This is a genomic window from uncultured Ruegeria sp. (assembly GCF_947500045.1).
Lineage (GTDB): Bacteria > Pseudomonadota > Alphaproteobacteria > Rhodobacterales > Rhodobacteraceae > Ruegeria.
Window position 1 is genome coordinate 50,371 of sequence record NZ_CANMQQ010000001.1, and the last position, 17,980, is coordinate 68,350.

15 protein-coding genes and 1 tRNA gene are annotated in these 17,980 nt (G+C 53.7%); 5 read left to right on the forward strand and 11 right to left on the reverse strand.

Translation table 11 applies throughout. From position 1 onward, the window contains the following. Window positions 1–554 precede the first annotated feature (554 nt). Window positions 555–1,988 carry a HAMP domain-containing sensor histidine kinase gene (locus tag Q1B46_RS00350; protein WP_299943329.1) on the reverse strand — a complete coding sequence of 478 codons (1,434 nt, stop codon included), beginning with the start codon at window positions 1,986–1,988 and terminating at the stop codon, window positions 555–557. 382 nt (window positions 1,989–2,370) lie between these two features. Between Q1B46_RS00350 and Q1B46_RS00355 the strand changes: the two genes are divergently transcribed. After that, complete coding sequence (locus Q1B46_RS00355; protein ID WP_299943332.1) at window positions 2,371–3,621, forward strand: cytochrome P450; 1,251 nt, start codon at window positions 2,371–2,373, stop codon at window positions 3,619–3,621. 66 nt (window positions 3,622–3,687) lie between these two features. On the opposite strand, the gene Q1B46_RS00360 is transcribed toward Q1B46_RS00355, so the two are convergent. Together Q1B46_RS00360 and Q1B46_RS00365 are read right to left on the reverse strand one after the other, a co-directional pair. Beyond that, window positions 3,688–4,743, reverse strand: coding sequence for a response regulator (locus tag Q1B46_RS00360; RefSeq protein WP_299943336.1), 1,056 nt, complete (start codon window positions 4,741–4,743; stop codon window positions 3,688–3,690). Between the two features lie 479 nt (window positions 4,744–5,222). Then, window positions 5,223–5,963, reverse strand: a complete 741-nt coding sequence (locus tag Q1B46_RS00365) for an acyl-homoserine-lactone synthase (RefSeq protein ID WP_299943339.1) — start codon at window positions 5,961–5,963, stop codon at window positions 5,223–5,225. Between the two features lie 555 nt (window positions 5,964–6,518). Between Q1B46_RS00365 and Q1B46_RS00370 the strand changes: the two genes are divergently transcribed. Then, a complete protein-coding gene (locus Q1B46_RS00370) occupies window positions 6,519–7,460 on the forward strand; it encodes a response regulator (protein ID WP_299943342.1) in 942 nt (313 codons plus the stop codon). Between the two features lie 264 nt (window positions 7,461–7,724). Here Q1B46_RS00370 and Q1B46_RS22175 read toward each other — a convergent pair whose 3' ends face one another. The 8 genes from Q1B46_RS22175 to Q1B46_RS00405 all read right to left on the reverse strand — a co-directional run bounded on the left by Q1B46_RS22175 (window position 7,725) and on the right by Q1B46_RS00405 (window position 15,246). Further along, window positions 7,725–8,063, reverse strand: a complete 339-nt coding sequence (locus Q1B46_RS22175) for a helix-turn-helix domain-containing protein (protein WP_366871324.1) — start codon at window positions 8,061–8,063, stop codon at window positions 7,725–7,727. 46 nt (window positions 8,064–8,109) lie between these two features. Next, window positions 8,110–8,186: transfer RNA gene (locus Q1B46_RS00375), tRNA-Met, on the reverse strand. Between the two features lie 95 nt (window positions 8,187–8,281). After that, on the reverse strand, window positions 8,282–9,241 hold the full coding sequence (locus Q1B46_RS00380) for an alpha/beta hydrolase (RefSeq protein ID WP_299943345.1): 960 nt from the start codon (window positions 9,239–9,241) through the stop codon (window positions 8,282–8,284). A 164-nt stretch (window positions 9,242–9,405) separates the two neighbouring features. Beyond that, window positions 9,406–10,209, reverse strand: coding sequence for a PaaX family transcriptional regulator C-terminal domain-containing protein (locus Q1B46_RS00385; protein WP_299943348.1), 804 nt, complete (start codon window positions 10,207–10,209; stop codon window positions 9,406–9,408). A 53-nt stretch (window positions 10,210–10,262) separates the two neighbouring features. Further along, window positions 10,263–12,287 carry a phenylacetic acid degradation bifunctional protein PaaZ gene (gene paaZ, locus Q1B46_RS00390; protein WP_299943351.1) on the reverse strand — a complete coding sequence of 675 codons (2,025 nt, stop codon included), beginning with the start codon at window positions 12,285–12,287 and terminating at the stop codon, window positions 10,263–10,265. Between the two features lie 28 nt (window positions 12,288–12,315). Further along, window positions 12,316–13,668 carry a TRAP transporter large permease gene (locus tag Q1B46_RS00395; protein WP_299667111.1) on the reverse strand — a complete coding sequence of 451 codons (1,353 nt, stop codon included), beginning with the start codon at window positions 13,666–13,668 and terminating at the stop codon, window positions 12,316–12,318. After that, window positions 13,665–14,171 carry a TRAP transporter small permease subunit gene (locus Q1B46_RS00400; RefSeq protein WP_299943355.1) on the reverse strand — a complete coding sequence of 169 codons (507 nt, stop codon included), beginning with the start codon at window positions 14,169–14,171 and terminating at the stop codon, window positions 13,665–13,667. Before Q1B46_RS00400 ends, Q1B46_RS00395 begins: the two co-directional genes overlap by 4 nt. 55 nt (window positions 14,172–14,226) lie before the next feature. Next, a complete protein-coding gene (locus Q1B46_RS00405) occupies window positions 14,227–15,246 on the reverse strand; it encodes a TRAP transporter substrate-binding protein (protein ID WP_299667116.1) in 1,020 nt (339 codons plus the stop codon). Window positions 15,247–15,425: 179 nt separating this feature from the next. On the opposite strand from Q1B46_RS00405, the gene paaG reads away from it, so the two are divergent. The 3 genes from paaG to paaK are packed head-to-tail and all read left to right on the forward strand — an operon-like array spanning window position 15,426 to window position 17,964. After that, entirely contained in the window at window positions 15,426–16,211 is a 786-nt protein-coding gene (gene paaG / locus Q1B46_RS00410) for a 2-(1,2-epoxy-1,2-dihydrophenyl)acetyl-CoA isomerase PaaG (RefSeq protein ID WP_299943359.1), read from the forward strand. Window position 16,212: 1 nt separating this feature from the next. Then, window positions 16,213–16,641 (forward strand): hydroxyphenylacetyl-CoA thioesterase PaaI, encoded by a 429-nt coding sequence (gene paaI / locus Q1B46_RS00415; RefSeq protein ID WP_299667122.1) that lies wholly within the window; start codon window positions 16,213–16,215, stop codon window positions 16,639–16,641. Between the two features lie 15 nt (window positions 16,642–16,656). Next, window positions 16,657–17,964 carry a phenylacetate--CoA ligase PaaK gene (gene paaK, locus Q1B46_RS00420; protein ID WP_299943362.1) on the forward strand — a complete coding sequence of 436 codons (1,308 nt, stop codon included), beginning with the start codon at window positions 16,657–16,659 and terminating at the stop codon, window positions 17,962–17,964. Window positions 17,965–17,980 lie beyond the last annotated feature (16 nt).

Here is a 17,980-nt window from a genome sequence, read left to right on the forward strand (position 1 = left end):
GGCTTTTAGAAACATAACCAGTAAACACTCACTCAACCGGGAAAAACTGAACCGATTAGGTGTACGGTTTCCTCAAGAAATTCAAGTTGTCGCCACTTAGAGTGCGCCGAAACGATGAAAAAGCCGAAAACGTTAACAGTTTGATAGTCATTTGCCTCTTTGTTTCCGGTTTCTATCATTTAGAACAGCTGAAACGCACAAAACGCGAGAAAGTCTGGGCGCTTGGATAGTTCATCCTTTAGATTGGGTGTTGTGATATCGCGGCCTGCAAGTAGGAGGCCTTTTTGCCGAAAGTTGTAGATCTACTGCATCTTCGGAAGTGTATTTGGTAACGAGTGTGCTGTTCTGATCGTATGATCGGGACAGCATTTTCTATTTTTGGAGTTGCATTGGCAATATGCAGGCTCCCTCTTTTTACCGCAGGTGGTTTCGAGTTTGCCATGAGGTCATGTAATTTTAAGGTTAACTTTACTGCGGAAAATCCGCTCTGAAACCGTGGGATTCCTTCGAAATAACCTAGTGATGTGCCATCGAACTTGCCCAGTGGGATTCGGCTAAAGTTGCTTGGATTGCATGGCGCAGGGTAGTGAGGTGTGCTCGTCTTCGGCGGAACCTTCTTCATGCCCGCTTATCGCAGGAAGCATAATAAAAAACTCTGAGCCTTCACCAAGTTTGCTTCGATAGTCTATTTCTCCTCCAAAATGCTCCACAATTTCCTTTGAAATGTGCATCCCGAGCCCTGTACCGCCTGCGTGACGTTCATCGGAAGAGTCGATCTGGGAAAAGCGATCGAAGACTTTGTCCTGGCACCCCTCGGGTATGCCGATGCCGTGGTCTTTGACGAAAAGGCGAACCTTCCCACCGACTTTCTCGCATCCGACGATAATCTCGCCTCCATCAAGGGAAAATTTGGCTGCGTTGGAGATCATATTGGCCAACACCTGAAGCAGGCGTGACGCATCACCTTTAATGAACAGATCTTCGTTTCCCCTTATGTCTTCCACAATTTCTACGTTGTGAGCACTGGTGTACCCGGTGTTAACGGAAATCGCTTCTTGAACCAGAGTATGTACATCAACGGTTCCTTCGCGGTAGTTCATCTCGCCCGCTTCCATTTTTTGAATGTCCAGCACATCATTGATTAAGGATGCTAGCCGTTCGCAGTTTTTACCTGCTAGATGTATGAGGCTTTGCATTGATTCTGGAACTTCACCCAATGCGCCTGTGTTGATTAGGTCAAGTGATCCCTTGATCGATGTAAGAGGCGTACGCAGTTCATGGCTGACTGTCGATATGAACTGAGTTTTCGCAATGTAGGCCGCTTTTGTTCTTTCGTGCTCTGCTTTGAGCTTTTCGAGTTGTTCCAAATTCCTGCGGTAGAGTTTCAGAAACACCATCGAACAGTCGATCAGAAAATACATTACAAAGATAACGGTGAAGAAGTGCAGCCAGAGCTCAGATGAAAGTCCGGGGCGTTCGGTCCAGATATCCTTGACGACAATCAACATGAAGGAAACGCCGTACATGGCCAGACGGACAATCATCGCCCACAGAAACTGATGGTTGTTCATTGCCGCAAACAAAGCTGCAGCAAACAAGAAGAACATAGGAGTAAAGTGACCACCGGCGGGCTGTGCGAAAGCAACTGAAACAGCATACAGGCAAATTGCAGCTGAGCTAAGGATCGTGTTCAACAGAATCCAAACAACCATCATACCAATTGCTTTGTGCTGGTCTGGCTTTAAGCGCGGTACGCGTTTGGCCAGCAATAAATCTTGCGCTTCACAAATGAGGATGGTCCCATAGAACAGCATGGCGTTAATGGGATCGAAGAAGAACGCAGTCAAAATGGTCGTGGCCAGATAAATAGCTTGCCGCTGCCACAGAAGCGCAAAACTCATGGCAGTATAATCTATGATGTTTTGCAGAAGCCGGTTTTCCGTTTCACCGGAGTCCCGGTCCGGCAGATTGGCGTCGATGGCTGTCATCCAAATGTCTTCGTTTTTCGCGCTTGGAAAGTACTATTACCTGTACAATGAGGACTTAGTTGGTCCAAATTGGGTTCACAGTCTGGCGCCAATCCCTTGAAGTCATCGCGATTGTTGGGCGATTCACGCAAGTTTCTGGCATCGGAGATCGCAATTTTTTTGCACAATTGCAGAGCAGGGTACCCAATATCGAGGATCTCGTTGCTAAGTGGGGAATTTTTCACCTTAATGTGTCCGAAAGAAGGAATAATTCTAAAAGGGTTGGGGTTTGACTGCAGTTGAAATTACGAAGTTGAGGCAGGGTACTGTCGCTCCTGTTACCGCTAGGCTTGCGACAAAGCCAGTGACACTGCTTCAGTTTGCAAGGTCAGCTGGCCGCAACATGTTTGAAGTCATCCCGGCAGAAACTCTGCGTGAAACATATGTTCGTGGGCCTTTGAACATACATTATATCTGCGATCCTGAAATGGTAACTGAATTACTCGTCGGCCAGGGCCGTTCGTTTCCCAAAGCCAAGTTCACAAAAGACATTATTGGATCGGCTGTAGGCAACGGTTTAATACTCTCAGAAGGGGAAAAATGGCGTCAACAGAGGCGAAGGTATTCTCCATTGTTCGCCGCCAGAAACCTCCCGGTTCTGGCCCGGCATTTTGCAGAGACTGGTGTCGAGATTGCAGACTCATTGGCGGAACACGAAGGCCCTGTAGATATTGCACAAATTGCGCCTGCATCAACATTGACGAATATTTCTAGAGTGATTTTTTCAGGTAATAAGGAAGTCAGTTCAGAGCAGGTACGAGTGGGGCTGATCAAGTATTTCGAGTACATTTCTGATCTGTCCCTTTTCGATATAATGGGATTGCCAAAGTGGTTACCGCGTAAAAATTGGCTACGCAGCTTGGCCCCGGTTACTAATATGCGAGACCTCGCCAGACAGGTCATAGATCAGCGTCGGGCCGAAGACCGTAGCGAGCCATTGGACTTCCTCGATTTCATGATTGAGGCGTTGAAAACCGATTTCGAAGATGAAGCGACAACTGTTGACAACCTTTTGACTTTTGTCGTCGCTGGTCATGAAACTTCCGCTAACACATTGGCCTGGGGATATTATCTGTTGGCCATGCACCAAGATATGCAAGCTAGGGTTAGACAAGAAGTTCGATCTGTTCGCCCAGAAGGCCTCGTGGAATTTTCGGACCTGGAGGCAATGCCACTCTTGCGCGCGCATGTTAAAGAGACTCTGCGGCTTTATCCCTCCGCTGCGTTTTTTGCCAGAGACGCAGCTGCGAACCTTGAAATTAAAGGGGTAAAGATTGAAAATGGCGATGCGTTGTTTTTCCCAGTTTACTCTTTGCACAGAAATGAAAAATTATGGGATGCTCCCAACGACTATCGGCCGGAACGGTTCCTGGGATCTACACTACCTCGTGGTCAGTACATTCCGTTCGGAGATGGTCCTAGAATCTGCATTGGCGCTCAGTACGCTGAAACTGAGATCATGGTGCTTATGGCTTCGGTGCTCCGTAGAATAAATTTTTCGACTACTGAGTCAGAAATACCGGAACCAGTTTTGACGTTCACCATGCGTACCAGTGGCCCACTCATCCTCAATGCCGAACGGGCTCGCGACTAAAGTTGATGTCTAAACTCTAGTGCTTGACCTCTGGTCGAGGTCGGCCTTTGCCAAAGACAAAGCTTGCTACCGGCGATTGAGGTAAGTGTCATCGCCGTACATTTCACGCAGGACTGTATCAAACAATCTATTGTTGACCATTTCTTTGCGATGCGGCGTGTGCTTTGAAATCGAGGGGCAGGTTGCAACCAGGCCCTTTCTGAGATTGGTCTCACGAAGATTCACCATTTTAACAGCCATTTCCAAAGATGCGAATGCTCCAACCTTTGTAATTGAACGAAGCGATACCGGTGTACTCTTCACCACTTTAAGATGGACAGAGGCGCAACGGTTACTGAGAACAGTCCTTAGTTCTTGGTTTAGAAAAGCTTCGGTTGGAATATTCTGGGTGCGTTCCCGTCCATGTGTAATAACGAGAAAAACGCCACTCCCTCGATAGGAATAGATTCCTCCGGCGGCCTGTGTTGTCTTTTGAATGCAAAATCCGATGTCGGAAACAGCGCGCCGAAAATCACCAAATTCCTTTAGATCAAAGTGATATCCCGCATCGCGAAATTTGATTGCTGTTACCCAGGAGTCAAATCGGCGCCCCCGTGAAAGCTGCTCCACATAGTTGTCGAACTCGACATACCCCACGCACTGTTCCTGCTCGTCGATAGACAGGGGGTCCTCAAAACTGAATTTCTGATTAAAATCCAGTTCACTACGAAGACTTTCTATCGACGCTGAAGAGGATTGGGTTTTCTTTCTCTCCCTCATCAGAAGATGGGCGGCGTTCATACGGCTTCGCAATTCAAAGAAATCGAAGGGCTTAGTTATGTAATCAAATGCGCCTTCTAAAAATGCCTTCTCGATGTTCTGTCTGTCATCTAGAGCAGTTAACATTATGACAGGTGTTTCCCGGTTATCCGGCAGGTTTCGGATTTGTGAAAGCAAATCTATACCTGTGGTTCCAGGCATCTGAATGTCAACGAGCAGACAGTCGAACGGGGATTCCGCTGCTTCTATCTGCCGAAGCGCTTCATCAGCAGAACTGGCAACAACCACTTTGCAGTTTTCGAGTTCAGGGAGAGCTGATTGGAGTAATTTCAAAATGTCAGGATCATCATCAACCGCCAGCACGGTAAGTGCGGTCTTTCGGTGTGCTCGAAGCTCCAAATTTCTTTGGAACCGATCACTTTCGAATGTGGAATGTCTCATAACTGGTGAACCGCCGATATCCTCATAACGGGTTAAACTTATGAGGCGAGTGGGTCGAAACAGCGGCGAAAATGGAGGAAATTGTCGTAGAAAGGGGTTTTTTCTTGACCTTTGTTGGGCGCCAACGGCCTCAACGACGAGTCGCCAGTTCTTGTTGTGAACTACCGTAGCATTCTCTAAACGCTATTTTTTGGCAATTTGTTCGTGTCTAATAGCGGTCTACGATCGCAAAACTACGGAATTGAAAAACGTTGGAAATCTAAGCATCAATTCTGGATACCCCACTAACATGCAAAACAGCCGCGGTTTCCCAACGGTCTGAAAATCAATCTTAGTTGCAATGAAACCTGCGTCGGGTGTCCAAGAGTACAAAAGACGCTCTAGTGGCTGAATTGTTCCATTTACTTGTGGATGTTGAACAAAACCGACTGACTGACGGTACCATCGATGGAAAACTTTGCGCCGACAGGCGAGGCATTGACGCCCAGTCGCCGTGACCACCGTGCCCAGACTGAGGGGACGATGCCCAGTATGCTGGTTGCGCCACCGTCCATCGCGACAGTAGCCATCTGGTGAAACAACTCCTGTTGAACCAGCAGCCTGCGTGACGATGCAACATCCTTTGCCACGAAGAAACGGGATGCTTCCCAAACAGAGTGCTTTACCGGCGCGTCAATAAATAGAACGTCAGATGGTATTCCTTTTAGGAGACCTCTTTGCGCGTCGCGCAGCATATAACTGTATATTCCGCATTTTGCAGTCGTGGGCAGAAGTCGCACACCTCCCAAAACTTCACCGAATTCATGCAACACAACCCATCGACAGGCTGGCGTGTCGTATTGGTCGAACTCCATCCCGTCAGCTTCACCAACTTGCCACTTCAACTGGTCAATGAAAATTGATTTTCTGGTTTCAAGGTATTTTGCCAGCAGGGTGCCATGCTCGTAAATATTGCGAAAATTAAGTGTAGTCGCGCGAATATTGCCAATGTCACCACGTGGCGTTGGCGGACTGCTTTTGACAGCAAAAATTTCTAGTCGCGCCAAAGAACTTGGTGCGCCTGAAGTGCCGTTAGCAGGTGTCAGTTCCGGAAACCCCTCCGGGACCGGGTATGTCTGCTTAAACCTGAGTGGTCGGTCCATATTTTACTCATAATTTTGACACACTTATGGCAAGATTCAGTTCGGCAAGTCCACAACCCTATGCGGTATTTGACCGAATAGATGGATAGGTGTGTCTAAATCTCCTCCCTCCCTATGGTTGAGTTCGCTGACCGACCAAAAACTCTAGAAATGTTCTGGGCTTTCTTTCTCCCGCAGGCTTCATTTATTTCCTCGTGTCTGGTAACATTTTGAAAAAAGACAGCTTCTTTTGCGTATTCCTTTCGAATTCACGATGGATCAGGCGCAGCGCTGCTGTCCGACAAACTTTCGAGGCAGTCGTGACGGTTGATAGGAGAAACGTCAAAATGGCATCAAGAATTGGAGGGATTCACTTTTCAATTTGCGCCCTCGCGCGGGAAATATTGTACAAATAAAAAAAATGTACAGACATAAGGAAGCCCGCCTTATGTCACCGTTTTGCCGCCTTCGTAAAAGAGGATGAGTAAATCCTGAGTGTATTATGCGCCAGCCAACCGTTGCCTTAAGTCTGCAATGCCCAACGTTTGGTGAGGTGTAAAAGGTTGGTGAAAAGTTATGCGTATACTTGCTGTAGATGACGATCCGAGCATCCTGGAGTTGCTAGATAAAGTTCTGGACGCGTTCGGGTACAAAGATGTCGTCACCGCCAGAAGTGGGCGAGAGGCCCTTGAAATACTGTCGAGACCTAACGAAGCGTTCGACTGCTTGCTACTGGATGTGCAGATGCCGCAAATGAACGGCATTGCTCTATGCGAAGAAGTACGAAAATTTCCAGAACATACGTACACGCCCATTATCATGGTGACCGCCATGGTACAAAAAGAGTACATCGACGAAGCATTCGAAGTTGGGGCCACGGATTACGTTACAAAGCCTTTTGAGTTCTCTGATCTGAAGCAGAGGTTGTCCGACGCCTATAGGCTGGCAGCGGAACGCAGAGCCGCAATCGAGGTGCTCGAAGCTGAAGCGGATATTGAGTTGTGTTTTGACAATAGTCCGGACGTTCGTTTAAGTGACCCGCAATGTTTCGGAGATTTGCCCGGTTTCATTGGGTTAGCTGAATTTGAGAACTACGTAATTCAGCTTTCAACAATGCACGCCATGGCTGCAAAACTTGTGGCGGTGAAATGCACAGGCGCCGAACAAATCTATAATACGAGCACGGTCAGTGAATTCCGTAGTGCCATGACTATAGCTGGTACCGCGCTTCTGTCAGCCAATCAGGAAGGGCGTAAAGTAGCGACCTATTGGGGAAATGGCGTGTTCTTGGTGATCTACGACAATCAAACTAATTTGAGTGTGGACCAATTGGGTGCACCGCTTATGGAAGCATTGAAAGATATTTCCAGTGATGCCACTTCTGGTCGGCCAATTGGCTTCCAAGTGAGCGAAGAAGTTATGCTTAAAGCCAATACGAAGATGGAGGCGTTGTTCTTGATAGACACGGCCGTCGAAATGGCTGAAATGTCGGAAGGTCGAGCGGCGAGTATCGGTTGAAAAACTGCATATAAGGATGGTAACTAAGACCAGTCTGATGGCGGAAAGAGCACCTTAAAATGAATTAGTCTCGATGTGATCTGAGACTAATTCAATTCACGACCAATGCGGCTGACATCTGGAGTTGATAGACGGCCGCTACGGTCGCCGGTATGCATCCGAATTCCTGATCCGCTGAGTAGAGTGAAGTGGTTTGAATCATCGCGGCACCTACTTTCCGATCATGATGCCAGTAGCACTCTCAGCGGCTCTTTGTACGTCGGGTCATGAACAAAACGCTTCCAGCTCCGCAGGCTCCAGTAACCTGATCTTCTTGTAGGCGACATCGATCCACCCATTTGATGCAAATTGCTTGAGAGTTCGATTGACAACGTCTCGCGCGGCATTGGCCAGCTCACCGATCTGCTCCTGCGTTAGTCCCGAAATGACGGCCGTGCCTTCTTGTCCTGCGTCGAAGCGATGCGCAACAGCGTCGAGGCACTGCGCTGTTGGACATTGGGTATCAGAAGATCGGAGACGGTCGCGATGGCAATGTCCATGCCATAAGACGCGACCTTGGTCAGGGCTTGGTGATAACTCGGGTCGGATGCAGCTAATGGGCACGTAAGCGCCTTCGCCTCTAACCAAGAATCTAAAGTGGCGGGGTTGCTGGTAGCGGAGGAGGGACTTGAACCCCCGACACGCGGATTATGATTCCGCTGCTCTAACCAACTGAGCTACTCCGCCACGAGTGTCAGGCGATTTAAGCGAGGGGCCGGGGAGGGTCAAGAGGGAAAAGCCTGCTGGCGAAGATTCTTTGGCTGCCCCTGTCAGAGGAGCGGTTATTTTGCAGTCGGTGCACAGGTTCTCTTGGCAATTTGGCGGATGAAACGCGCGCAGGCTTGGGGTTCGGTGATGAGGATCATATGGCCACAGCGCTCCAATTCCTCAAAGCCTAGGCCGTGTTCTATCATTGTTGCGCCATGTATATCAGCTGACAGGATCGGGTCTTCGCTGCCGAACAGGATGCTGCCGGGGACGTGCAGATTATCATAGCGTTGGGCCAATGTACCCATGCTGGCCTCGACCCCGATAACGTCCTGTGAGGCGGTGATGAAGGCTGATGGGCGCAGGCCTAGGGCACCTCCGGCACGGCCCAGAAAGTCTGCGGGTGCGGGCTCGGGGGCGAAGACGTCTTTCAGGACCAAGGGCGCGGTTTTGCGGGCCATGGGGACAGCGATGGTGTGGCCAATGAGGTTGCGCAGCCATTCGGTACGGATTTCCAGCGGTTTAAAGACGGCGGGTGTTTCGGGCATGTGTTGTGTCAAAGGAGCCAGTAACGCCAGAGCCGAAGTGTTGTCGGGATAGTCCAAAGCCATCTCCAGAGACACTGCACCGCCGAGAGAGTGGCCAACCAATATGGCCTGGCCCACGTTCTTGGACTTTAAAAACTCGTGAATCATGCGGGCTTGTTCAGGCAAGGTGGCCAGTTGAGCCGCGTCGCGGGTGGAATAACCACAGCCCGGACGGTCGACCGCGAGAACGTGATAATCCTGCGCAAGATCATCTACCAGCGCGTAGGTGAAATGCTGCAATTGGCCCGAAAGGCCGTGGATCATGACAATGGTCGGGTTGGCTGGGTCGCCTTTTTCAACATAGTGGACGCTGCCGCCCTGAACAGGCACAATCTGACCCAGTTGCGGCACCATATCGGTTCCTTGTCGTGTGAGGCGGCGGGTCCATAGGTACATGCCCAGCAAGAAGGCCGCGGGCAGCAGGACAAGCATCAGCAGGATCGACATCATGGGACTCCAGTTGCTTTGATGACGAGATGGTATTGCTTAGGCGCAAACTGCGCCATGGCTTTCATAAATGCGGGTAGTGTGCCCGGTCCCACTGACGTATTGTGTGTGCTCGCATCTTGAGACCTGATTATGTAGCTGCCCCGGGAGGGGCTGCTTTATTATCAACCGCTTCCGCTCAGCACGGCTGCCGAAGGACGCGGTAAGAGGTCAAGCAGGCCGAACACGCTGTCGCGACAGGCGGGGCCAACCCAATCCGGGGGGTAGAAGGCCGAGGGCAGGTCCGGCTGGCGCAGTACGACGCGGCGCCATCGATGTACCAACAATGTGCGCAAAGTCGCGCTTTGCAAGGGGGTGGCTGTCCACGCTGCGGGACGTGATTCTGAGGCACGCTGGACCGCCGTCAAAAGCGCCTGACACGAGGCGCGCAGCTCTGGCGGGCACAACCGATCCTGAACCCATTTGGGGGCTGTTTGTGGGGATATGTTCAGTGCAAGCAAGCCGTCCGTCTGATCCGGAGCCGGGCCCGCGCCCATCGCCACATTGCGCCCTATGGGGGTATAGTCTTGGCTAAGCATCACGTCTTCAAGCACGGGTGTTCCGGACCCGTCTTCAGCAATCAGCAGGTGCCAAAGCTCAATGGGATCCTGATCTCGGGCATAGATGCGCGGGGTGACGGCCGCCGACTGGGTGCGGCCATATTCGGTCAGTACATGGCGTGACACGCGACCGAATCGATCACTCTCGATCCAGCCATCTTTGCGCAGACGGTGCAGAGCGACCCGGATCGCCTCGGGTTTGATGCCCATCGGTTCAATAATCCGGGTCAAGGCCCCGCCCGAGATCTGCGCGCCGGGCTCCTGCGCCATGTCGCCAAACAGCGAGACAATGATCGACCACACCCGCTGGTCTTGCGGGTCCGTCAACTCGGCCACAGCCGTTTCGAACCACGAGTTTTGTTCGGTCATGAGATCAGTTTAACTCATTAGACCCAATAAGAAAAACACGTATGTGCAGCCCTTCAGCGCGCGTTCATGGTCAGAAGCTCGTATTCTGCCACTGGTTCGTCATCCTGATTGGTCAGGGACACATGCCAGCGAACCTCACCATAATCGTCATTGCGTGGGGTTTTCTGCTTTACGGTCAAGCGCACCTTAATGCTGTCCCCGGCAACGACGGGCTTCATAAAGCGCAACCCGTCCAGCCCGGTATTGGCCAGCACCGGCCCCTCGTTCGGCTCGACAAACAGTCCCGCTGCGAAACTGAGCAATAGATAGCCATGCGCCACACGACCGGGGAAGAACGGGTTTCGCGCCGCTGCGTCGTCATCCATATGGGCATAGAACGTATCGCCGGTGAAGTTGGCGAAGTGTTCGATGTCGTCGAGCGTGATCATGCGTGGTGCGGTGTGCAGTGTCTCTCCGACTTGCAGCTCACCGAACTTGCGGGTGAACGGGTGCGTTGGACCTTTGATTTCAGGCGCTCCGGGCACCCATTTGGTGCCGATGCGGCTGAGCATCCGCGGCGAGCCCTGAATGGCCGTGCGCTGCATATAGTGTTTCACACCGCGCACGCCGCCCATCTCCTCACCACCGCCGGCACGACCCGGCCCGCCATGCACCATATGCGGCAAAGGTGAACCATGCCCGGTCGATTCCGCCATCGAATCTCGATCATTGATGTAAATTCGCCCATTATAGGCTGCAGACCCCATCACCACGTCGCGCGCGACGTCGGTATCATGGGTAATCAGCGATGTTACCAGAGACCCCTGACCGCGATTGACCAGCGCGACCGCATGATCCAGATCGCGGTAGCCCATGAGGGTCGACACGGGGCCGAAGGCCTCGGTGTCGTGCACGCGCTGCGCGTTGTCAGGGTCAGCACAATGAAACAGCATTGGGGGCACAAAAGCTCCGGTCTCAGGGCCGTGCAGGTCGAATGCATCGGGGTTGCCGAACACTCGCTCAGCCTCTTGCCCGATCAGGTTGGCTTTTTCCAAAACATCCGCCTTTTGCCCGTTCGACACCAGCGCGCCCATGCGCGTGGTCTCTTGCCGGGGGTCGCCGATGGTGATCTTGGCCAACCGGTCCGATAGCGCGTCTATCACTGCGTTAACCTGTGCCTCGGGTGCTATGATCCGACGGATGGCCGTGCATTTCTGGCCCGCCTTGGTGGTCATCTCGCGGGCAACTTCCTTGACGAACAGATCAAATTCGGGCGTGCCCGGCACTGCATCCGGGCCGAGGATCGAGGCATTCAGGCTGTCCTGTTCCGCCACAAACCGTACCGAGTTCTGCTGGATCGCTGGCGTTTGGCGCAGCGACAGCGCGGTGTTGGCCGAACCGGTAAAGCTGACCACATCCTGGCAACCCAAGTGATTCAGCATATCTCCCAATCCGCCCGAGACCAACTGCAGTGCGCCAGCAGGTAAGATACCGCTGTCCAGCATGATCCGAACCGCCAACTCGGTGACATAGCAGCTGTTGGTTGCTGGTTTCACGATGGCGGGGACGCCTGCCAGCAGTGTTGGGGCCAGCTTTTCCAGCATTCCCCAAACCGGAAAGTTGAATGCGTTAATATGGATCGCCACGCCTAGCAAAGGGGTGCAGATGTGCTGCCCCAGAAACGTGCCGTTGCGCGAAAGTTGCTCGATTTCACCGTCCAGATAGACCTGCGCATCCGGCATCTCGCGCCTACCCTTAGAGGCGAAGACGAACATTGTGCCGATGCCACCGTCAATATCGATCAGATGGTCTTTTTGGGTGGCTCCAGTCTCGAAACTCAGATCGTAGAGTGCCTGTTTATGTGCCGAAAGCTCTTGTGAAAGGGCTTTGAGCATCCTCGCGCGGTCATGGAATGTGAGCTTGCGCAAGGCGGGACCGCCGGTATTGCGTGCAAAATCAAGCATGGCCTGAACATCGAGCGCCGCGTTTCCAGCGGAGGCAAACGGCGCGCCGGTGATGGCGGATGCGATGGTACGTGCGCCTTCGCCAGGCGCGACCCAAGTGCCAGCGGCAAAGCTGGAGATTTGATGCAGGGACATGGTGTTCTCCTGTTTGACTAGGTGGGGTCTAGTGCCCCAATGCGCCCATTTGCTGCGGCAGGTACAGAACCACGATGGGTACCAGTACGATCAGCGCGAGGCGGAAGATATCGGCGATCCAGAATGGCGTGACGCCTCGGAAGATGGTGCCGGTCGAGACGTCGCCAACCACGCCTTTCAGGATGAAGACGTTCAGCCCTACGGGCGGGGTGATTAGCGAGATTTCGGTGACTACCACAACGACGATGCCGAACCAGATCGGGTCATAGCCGAGTGACGTAACCAACGGGAAAAAAATCGGGACTGTCAGCAACAGCATCGATAGGGATTCGAAGACGCAACCCAGAATGATATAGATCCCAAGGATCATCAGGATCACCACAAAGGGGGCGACGTCATACGCTGTGACCATCGCGATCAGCGCTTCTGGTAAACCGGCCAGATTGATGAAGTTAGAAAAGATCTGCGCGCCGATAAGCACTGCGAACAAGGCGGATGCTGTGAAACAAGTCTCTTTCAAGACATCGAAGGTTGAGCCGATTGTCAGGCCACCACGAAACAGGGCGATCAGGAAGGCACCGGCAGCGCCCATGCCTGCGGCCTCGGTGGGTGAGAAAGTCAGGTTCAGGGGTTCAAAGTCGAAGGCTCCATAAAGCCCGCCGATCACCAGAAAGAACAGCAACAGCACGGCCCAAACTGAACCGAGCGCACGGATACGTTCGGGCCAGCTGGCGCGCTCCCCGGCCGGTCCGGCATCGGGGTTGCGCCAGACGGTCCAGCGCACTGCGAAGAGGTAGAAGAGGATGCCCAGGATGCCGGGAATAATCCCCGCCATGAACAGTTTTCCGATCGAGGTTTCCGTCAGCAGGCCGTAGATGACCAGAATGACCGATGGCGGGATCAGAATGCCAAGTGTGCCACCTGCAGCAATTGAAGCCGTCGACAGCTCATCAGAATATCCATATCGGCGCATCTGCGGCATCGCGACCTTGGACATGGTTGCAGCGGTGGCCAGTGAAGATCCACAAATGGCCGAGAACCCGCCACAGGCTGCTACGGTCGCCATGGCGATGCCGCCGCGCATGTGGCCGAGAAAAGCGTTGGAAACCGCATAAAGCTCGCGTGCCATGCCGCCCTTGTTTACGAACAGGCCCATTAGAATGAACAATGGCACGACCGACAGGCCATAATCCTGCGCGGTATCGGTGATCTGGCGGCCGACCATGGACATGGCAGCCTTCAACCCGCGCTCGGACAGAATCGAGCCGCCGCGTTCGTAGGCAAAGCCCAATGTGCCGACCAGTCCCATGGCGAAAACAATGGGCAGGCGCACCAGCACCAAGATCAAGACAATTGCAAATCCGATCAGCGCAGCGGTCATTGCAGGGGCTCCGACAGAATGTTGGGGGCAAAGGCTTTCAGCAATCCCGTGGCGATCATCACCAGTGCGGTGATGGCAACGGACAGTGCGATGAACCAGCCGATCAGGTAGGTAGGGATCGAGAGATACTCGGTCACGTCCCCATAATCTCGTGCGCGTTCGGCCAGAACCCAGACGCGCTGTACCGGCCAGAACAGCATGATGCCGCTGACCACGTAAATTAAAACGTCGCGCGCGCGCGATAGATGAAAGCGACTAAAGAACCCATCCGTCAGGTCGACCGCGATATGGCCATTGGTGGTAGAGACAATAGGGAGAACCGAGAACACCATTACGGCCATCAGAATGCGCGTCAGTTCGGTTGCAGCCTCAATGGGCGCGTTAAAGACCGAGCGCAGGATAACGTCGCAAAAAGTCATCACCATCAGGATGAACAAGGCAATACAGGCCACGATCACGGGGAGGGCGCTGGCACGGCGCACAAGCTGGATTATCGGGGTCATGGGAAACTCGCGCAAGGTGGGGCAGGGCGGCGCAGATGGCCGCCCCGCAGTCGGATCAGTTCGAGGACATTTCCGATTTGATCATGTCATAGGCGGCCTGGGCGTCGACGCCTGTTGCGTCAACCTCAGTGATAACCTTGCCACGGATGTCTTCGGCGATGGCCGAGAATTTCTCCATATCCGCGTCACTGGCCGCGTTGATGGCATTGCCTTCAGTGGCTTCAGTCGCTTCACGACCGGTGGCGTCGATCTCATCCCAGATTTTACCGATCTCACGGCTGAGCGGTTCACCAAATACCTTTTCGTCCAGCGCCGCCTGCAAATCTGCTGGTAGATCAGCGAAAGTGTCTTCGTTCATGATGAATGCAAATGAACCACGATAAAGGCCACCGGGCATCTCATAGACGTTCTGCGCAACTTCAGTCAGTTTGAAGCCCTTGCGAGATTCCAGCGGCATAACAACACCGTCAGCAGCCTTCGACGCCAGCGTTTCATAGACTTTCGGGGCAGGCACCTGAATGCCAGTTGCACCCAGCGCCGCGCCAACGTCGCCGCCAACACCACCCGGAATACGTACCTTCAGGCCCGAAACTTCATCCAATGAAGTCACAGGCGTGCTGGAATGCAGCTGCGCGGGTCCGTGGGTGTGCAGGGCGATTACCTTCACACCGCGATGTTCGTCAGCGGCTTTGAGGTGCTGATCATAGGCACGCCAATAGGCAACAGATGCATCCTCGGCCGAACCTTCATAGCCCGGAAGTTCGATCAACTTTGTGGTGACGAAGCGCCCTGGCTGGTAGCCATGGAAGATGATCGAGGCATCGGCTGCGCCGTCCATGATCAGGTCCATTTGTGCGGGCGGCGGAGCGATACCCAGTTTGAGTTCCGCGGTGACTTGTCCGTCGGTGGCCTCTTCTACCATCTCGACGAATTTGGGCCACATCTTTGCGTTTATGCCATGGGTGGGCGGTGCCCAGCTGGAAATCGTCAGGGTGTAGTCCGCCGCAAAGGCGATGGTGCCTGATACCGCAAGTGTTGCGGACGCCAGCAGTGTTGTGAACTTGGTGAATTTCATGACCGGGTCTCCTCCTCAAAAGCGCAAGTCGTGATTTGGTATTGGTTCGATTTGTAACTATCAACAGGGGCTAAACAAGTCTTACCAGTCTGCCGAGTCACAAACGCTTGGAGAATTTATTGACCAACCGTTCGGTTTATGCAAGAAGTTTGTTGTAACTTATGAAAAGCGAACCGGGTATGTCCGACACGATTATTTCGCAGAATATGGGGCAATGGGTTGAAATCACACTTAATCGCCCAGATCGCCTAAACAGTTTCACCGATGAGATGCACTATGCCCTGCGCGCCGCACTTGAGGCTGCGCGCGACCAAGGGGCCCGGGCTGTGTTGCTAACCGGGGCCGGGCGCGGATTCTGTGCGGGACAAGATTTGGGGGATCGAAACCCTGCAACGATGGATGGTCCGCCGGATTTGGGTAATACCGTGCGTACGTTTTATGCGCCTCTGGTACGCCTGATCCGTTCGCTTGAGTTTCCCGTTGTTTGTGCCGTCAATGGTGTCGCTGCTGGAGCTGGCGCGAATCTGGCCCTGGCCTGTGATGTGGTACTTGCTGCCGAATCTGCCAAGTTCATCCAGTCATTTTCCAAGGTCGGTCTGATCCCCGACACCGGAGGCAGTTGGCATCTGCCGCGCCTGTTGGGTGAGGCGCGGGCCAAGGGGCTGGCCCTGACCGGGCAGCCATTGCCTGCGCAACAGGCCGCAGATTGGGGGTTGATCTGGAAAGCAATCCCAGACGCCGATTTGATGACCGAGGCTCGCACGCTGGCGGGACAGTTCGCCGATGGCCCGACGCTGGGGCTGGGCTTGACGAAACAGACGATTCAGGCGGCTGTTACGAACACTTTGACTGATCATCTGGAAATTGAGGCTGACGCGATGAAAACCTGTGGCGAAAGCGCAGACTATGCCGAGGGCGTTACCGCGTTTCTGGAAAAACGCGCGCCGAAGTTCCGGGGAGAATGACATGACGCCGAAGGAGCGCGCTCAGAAAGCAGCCGCGGCCATGTGGGGCCGGGACAATGCCTCGAAATGGGCAGGAATGGAACTGGCAGAGGTGGATGAAGGGACGGCTACTTTGACGTTGCAGGTTGCTGACCATCATTGCAATGGGCACGGTATCTGCCATGGCGGCGTGACTTTCATGCTGGCAGACAGCGCCTTTGCCTTTGCCTGTAACAGCCGCAACCAGTCCACGGTCGCGCAGCACAACGTGATCAGTTTCATCGCCCCGGCACAGTCCGGCGACCTACTGACGGCCCGCGCGACAGAACAAAGCCTGACCGGGCGCAGTGGCATTTATGACGTAACCGTAACCAACCAGACCGGCCAAAAGATCGCAGAGTTTCGGGGCTTTTCCCGCGCGGTCAAAGGGCCGGTGTTTGACGAGACCTGAGACGAGAGGGATTGCATGAAGGATCTTACCCCGAACAAGGCGGATCTTGATCCGATCGAGATCGCCTCGATTGATGAAATACGCACGCTACAGCTGGATCGGCTCAAGTGGTCGCTCCGCCATGCCTATGACAACGTACCCATGTACAAGCAGCGGTTTGACGAGGCCGGGGTGCACCCGGATGACCTGCAATCTCTGAGCGATCTGGCGCGTTTCCCGTTCACCTACAAGAACGATTTGCGAGAAAACTACCCGTTTGGCCTGTTCGCCGTCCCGCGCGAGCAGATTATCCGTGTCCATGCCTCGTCGGGAACCACCGGTAAGCCGACCGTTGTGGGCTATACTCAGGGCGATATCGACAATTGGGCGGATCTGGTAGCGCGCTCCTTGCGGGCTAGCGGCTTGCGCCGTGGTGACATGGTACACAACGCTTATGGCTATGGCCTGTTCACCGGCGGTTTGGGCGCGCATTACGGGATCGAGCGTCTGGGGGCCACGGTTGTCCCGATGAGCGGGGGGCAGACAGCCAAGCAGGTAGATCTGATCACCGATTTTAAGCCGGACGGGATCATGGTGACGCCGTCCTACATGCTGAACATTCTTGAGCAGTATCATAAGATTGGCCTCGATCCACGCGAATGCTCGTTAGCCGTCGGCGTCTTTGGTGCTGAACCTTGGACTGATTCGATGCGGGCCGAGGTTGAGCAGGCCTTCGACATGCATGCTGTCGATATCTACGGCCTGTCCGAGATCATGGGGCCGGGTGTTGCTAATGAGTGTGTTGAAACCAAAGACGGGCCGGTAATCTGGGAAGATCACTTCTATCCCGAGATCATCGACCCCGTGACCGGCGAAGTTCTACCAGATGGTGAGATTGGCGAACTGGTCTTCACTACGCTGACCAAAGAAGGCCTTCCGATGGTCCGCTATCGCACCCGTGACCTGACGCGGCTGCTGCCCGGCACGGCGCGGTCGATGCGACGGATGGAAAAGATCACCGGACGTTCGGACGACATGATCATTCTGCGCGGCGTCAACGTCTTCCCGAGCCAAATCGAAGAGCAGGTTCTAGCCACGGGCGGCCTTGCACCCTATTACCAGATCGAGCTTTACAAAGCCGGTCGGATGGACGCGATGCGCGTACATGTCGAGGCGACACCGGACGCGACAGATGAACTGAGCAAAACCGCTGCTGCCCGGATGCTGTCACGACGGATCAAAGAGGTGGTTGGCATCTCGACCGAGATCGATATAGGCGAACCGGGCGAGGTCGAACGTAGCCAGGGCAAGGCCCGCCGCGTGATCGATAATCGGGACAGTTAACGCAGAGACGGAGTGT

Coding starts and splice junctions, on each gene's coding strand:
- Q1B46_RS00350 (WP_299943329.1), bottom strand. CDS start 1,988: ATGACAGCCATCGACGCCAATCTGCCGGACCGGGACTCCGGTGAAACG.
- Q1B46_RS00355 (WP_299943332.1), top strand. CDS start 2,371: ATGTTTGAAGTCATCCCGGCAGAAACTCTGCGTGAAACATATGTTCGT.
- Q1B46_RS00365 (WP_299943339.1), bottom strand. CDS start 5,963: ATGGACCGACCACTCAGGTTTAAGCAGACATACCCGGTCCCGGAGGGG.
- Q1B46_RS00370 (WP_299943342.1), top strand. CDS start 6,519: ATGCGTATACTTGCTGTAGATGACGATCCGAGCATCCTGGAGTTGCTA.
- Q1B46_RS00380 (WP_299943345.1), bottom strand. CDS start 9,241: ATGTCGATCCTGCTGATGCTTGTCCTGCTGCCCGCGGCCTTCTTGCTG.
- Q1B46_RS00385 (WP_299943348.1), bottom strand. CDS start 10,209: ATGACCGAACAAAACTCGTGGTTCGAAACGGCTGTGGCCGAGTTGACG.
- paaZ (WP_299943351.1), bottom strand. CDS start 12,287: ATGTCCCTGCATCAAATCTCCAGCTTTGCCGCTGGCACTTGGGTCGCG.
- Q1B46_RS00395 (WP_299667111.1), bottom strand. CDS start 13,668: ATGACCGCTGCGCTGATCGGATTTGCAATTGTCTTGATCTTGGTGCTG.
- Q1B46_RS00400 (WP_299943355.1), bottom strand. CDS start 14,171: ATGACCCCGATAATCCAGCTTGTGCGCCGTGCCAGCGCCCTCCCCGTG.
- Q1B46_RS00405 (WP_299667116.1), bottom strand. CDS start 15,246: ATGAAATTCACCAAGTTCACAACACTGCTGGCGTCCGCAACACTTGCG.
- paaG (WP_299943359.1), top strand. CDS start 15,426: ATGTCCGACACGATTATTTCGCAGAATATGGGGCAATGGGTTGAAATC.
- paaI (WP_299667122.1), top strand. CDS start 16,213: ATGACGCCGAAGGAGCGCGCTCAGAAAGCAGCCGCGGCCATGTGGGGC.
- paaK (WP_299943362.1), top strand. CDS start 16,657: ATGAAGGATCTTACCCCGAACAAGGCGGATCTTGATCCGATCGAGATC.